The sequence below is a fragment of the Janthinobacterium rivuli genome, assembly GCF_009208735.1.
Lineage (GTDB): Bacteria > Pseudomonadota > Gammaproteobacteria > Burkholderiales > Burkholderiaceae_D > Janthinobacterium.
The window spans coordinates 1-255 of sequence record NZ_WFLJ01000106.1; the positions used below are offsets into that span (position 1 = coordinate 1).

The following is a 255-nucleotide window of genomic DNA, read 5'->3' on the forward strand; positions in this document are numbered from 1 at the left end:
GCCGCTGCGACTGGAAACGCGGGCGCTTATATAAAGGACGGGCTTCGCCCTGGATGGCATCGGCCACTTCGCCGTACACCATGACGGTGGCGCCGCTGTCGGCAAGTAAATGTAAATGCGATTGGACCGCTGCAATCTCTTCCTCGACGGAGCGGTGCGCCAGCCGGCCCGAATACCAGCCGGAGACGCAGGCCAGGCCATACTTGCCCAGCACGGCGTTCAGGGACGGGGCGTCTTTCGGAAACTTGTTGCCCA

Annotated in this window: 1 pseudogene; it reads right to left on the minus strand. The window is 62.7% G+C overall.

Going from position 1 to position 255, the window contains the following annotated elements:
- A pseudogene (locus tag GCN78_RS29140) lies at window positions 1–255 on the minus strand (myo-inosose-2 dehydratase); the annotation flags it as partial.